General features: G+C 46.9%; 3 protein-coding genes and 1 pseudogene. All 4 read left to right on the forward strand.

The annotated features are described in order from the left end of the window. Positions 1 to 405 (forward strand): annotated as a pseudogene (locus VB740_RS17735) (photosystem II D2 protein (photosystem q(a) protein)); the annotation flags it as partial. After that, the gene (psbC, locus tag VB740_RS17740) at positions 389 to 1780 is read left to right on the forward strand and encodes a photosystem II reaction center protein CP43 (RefSeq protein WP_323201276.1); all 1392 of its coding nucleotides are present in this window, start codon (positions 389 to 391) and stop codon (positions 1778 to 1780) included. The pseudogene VB740_RS17735 and the gene psbC, both read left to right, overlap by 17 nt. Positions 1781 to 1910: 130 nt before the next feature. Then, complete coding sequence (locus tag VB740_RS17745; protein ID WP_190914277.1) at positions 1911 to 2096, forward strand: PCP reductase family protein; 186 nt, start codon at positions 1911 to 1913, stop codon at positions 2094 to 2096. Between the two features lie 21 nt (positions 2097 to 2117). Next, positions 2118 to 2811: Uma2 family endonuclease (locus VB740_RS17750; protein ID WP_323201277.1), on the forward strand; the 694-nt coding region annotated here is incomplete at its 3' end.

Raw genomic sequence — 2811 nt, forward strand, 5'->3', positions numbered from 1 at the left:
GAAAATACCTTGTTTGAAGACGGTGATGGAGCTAACACCTTCCGCGCCTTCAACCCAACCCAGTCTGAAGAAACCTACTCAATGGTGACAGCAAACCGTTTCTGGTCACAGATTTTCGGTATTGCTTTCTCTAACAAACGCTGGTTGCACTTCTTCATGCTGTTCGTGCCAGTCACAGGTTTGTGGATGAGCGCCGTCGGCATCGTCGGTTTAGCGCTCAACCTGCGGGCTTATGATTTCGTCTCCCAAGAATTGCGGGCGGCGGAAGACCCTGAGTTTGAAACCTTCTATACCAAAAACATTTTGCTGAATGAGGGTATCCGCGCTTGGATGGCTCCTCAAGATCAACCCCACGAACAGTTTGTATTCCCTGAGGAGGTATTACCACGTGGTAACGCTCTCTAATAGACCAAATATATTAGGCGGCACTGGACGCGACCAAGAATCTACTGGCTTTGCCTGGTGGTCTGGTAATGCGCGTTTAATCAATCTATCTGGCAAACTCCTGGGCGCTCACGTTGCCCACGCTGGTTTGATTGTATTCTGGGCTGGAGCGATGACTTTGTTTGAAGTCGCTCACTTCATTCCTGAAAAGCCCATGTACGAGCAGGGCTTGATCCTGTTACCTCACCTCGCTACCCAGGGTTGGGGCGTTGGTGCTGGTGGTGAAGTTATCGACACCTTCCCCTACTTTGTTGTCGGTGTACTCCACCTAATTTCCTCAGCCGTTCTTGGCTTTGGCGGTATCTATCATGCTGTTCGTGGCCCAGAAACCTTAGAAGAATACTCTTCTTTCTTTGGTTACGACTGGAAAGACAAGAACAAGATGACCAACATCATCGGGTTCCACCTAATTATTTTGGGATGCGGTGCCCTACTGTTGGTGCTAAAGGCAATGTTCTTTGGTGGTTTGTATGACACCTGGGCACCAGGCGGTGGTGACGTTCGTGTTATTACCAATCCGACATTGAACCCAGCAGTTATCTTCGGCTATGTACTCAAGTCCCCCTTCGGTGGCGAAGGCTGGATTGTTAGCGTCGATAACTTGGAAGATGTGGTCGGTGGTCACATCTGGATTGCCTTTATCTGTATTGCTGGTGGTATTTTCCACATTCTTACCAAGCCTTTTGCTTGGTCACGTCGTGCATCCATCTGGTCTGGTGAGGCTTACCTCTCCTACAGTTTGGGCGCTCTGTCGTTGATGGGCTTCATTGCCTCCATCTATGTTTGGTTTAACAACACCGTTTACCCCAGCGAATTCTACGGCCCTACCGGACCAGAAGCTTCTCAAGCTCAGGCTTTGACCTTCTTGATTCGTGACCAACGCTTGGGTGCTAACGTCGGTTCTGCCCAAGGCCCCACAGGTCTAGGTAAATACCTGATGCGCTCTCCAACTGGTGAAATCATCTTCGGTGGTGAAACCATGCGCTTCTGGGATTTCCGCGGCCCTTGGTTAGAACCTCTACGTGGTCCCAATGGTCTTGATTTGGAAAAAATCAAGAACGATATTCAGCCTTGGCAAGCTCGTCGCGCTGCTGAATACATGACCCACGCTCCTCTGGGTTCTTTGAACTCCGTGGGTGGTGTGGCTACCGAAATTAACTCCTTCAACTACGTATCTCCTCGCGCTTGGTTGGCGACTTCTCACTTCGTACTAGGATTCTTCTTCCTAGTTGGTCACTTGTGGCACGCTGGTCGCGCACGGGCTGCGGCTGGTGGTTTCGAGAAAGGAATTAACCGTGATACTGAGCCAGTGATGTTTATGGACGACCTAGATTAGGTTGTAAAGTTTATTTCATCACTGATAATTAAATCATTTAGAGGCTCTTGCATAAAAGCAAGGGCTTTTTTTATAGGAAAATTAGTCATCTCTTGATTAAAGTGAGTGACTTACCAAGGTAATTAATACTATGAGCGATTCCAATTTTATTGATGCTTTGCGATGGACATCTGAAGCTAAAGAAAAGTTACAAAATATTCCCTTTTTTGTCCGCTCTCAAGCTAAAGCCAGAATTGAACAACTGGCTCGTGAAGCAGGACAAGAGGTTGTAACAGCGAATTTGGTAGAACAGGCTAGGCTTGAGTTTGGACAATAAAACATTCTAAAGGTCGTAACAATGACAGTCGCCAAAAATCGAGCAGACCGAGTAATGCTTTATCACATTAGCTGGGAACAGTTTGAAAATCTTCTAAAAGACTTGGGAGAGCATCGAGCAGCAAGGTTAGCTTACGATCGCACTACTTTGGAAATTATGACACCTTTACCTGAACACGAACATTACAAAGAGGTAATAGGCGATTTGGTCAAAGAAATCGCTGATGTGCTGGATTTAGACTATGAAAGTTATGGCTCGACTACTTGGAAGCGAGAAAGCCGAATGGCAGGGGTAGAATCAGATAATTGCTTCTATTTCCAGAATGAAGCTGCGATTCGGGGTAGATTGGATCTGGATTTGAGACAAGACCCACCGCCTGATTTGGCACTGGAAATTGATATTACCAGTAAGTCTTTAAATCGTTTTCCCATTTATGCCCGCCTGGGAGTACCAGAACTCTGGTGTTATGACTCCGGTGAACTAAAGATTTATCTCCTGCAAAATGGGGAATATGTCGAGTCAGAAAACAGTCTAGTGTTTTCTACTTTAGCAATTCGATATCTGCCAAAACTCATTGAGCAAAATCGGGCAGATGGGAGACGGGCAATTCGTCAGGCAGTGCGCGAATGGGTAAGAAAAGGCGGCAAGGGTGAACTACCCAGTAGACCCATCCGAAAACTCGCAAGCCAATATTTACAAGGCTTTGATACCAGTC

Origin of the sequence: Nostoc sp. UHCC 0251 (assembly GCF_034932245.1) — a bacterium.
Classification (GTDB): Bacteria; Cyanobacteriota; Cyanobacteriia; order Cyanobacteriales; family Nostocaceae; genus Nostoc.

Excerpts from the sequence above, each read along its gene's own strand:
- VB740_RS17745 (WP_190914277.1), top strand. The coding sequence starts at position 1,911 with ATGAGCGATTCCAATTTTATTGATGCTTTGCGATGGACATCTGAAGCT.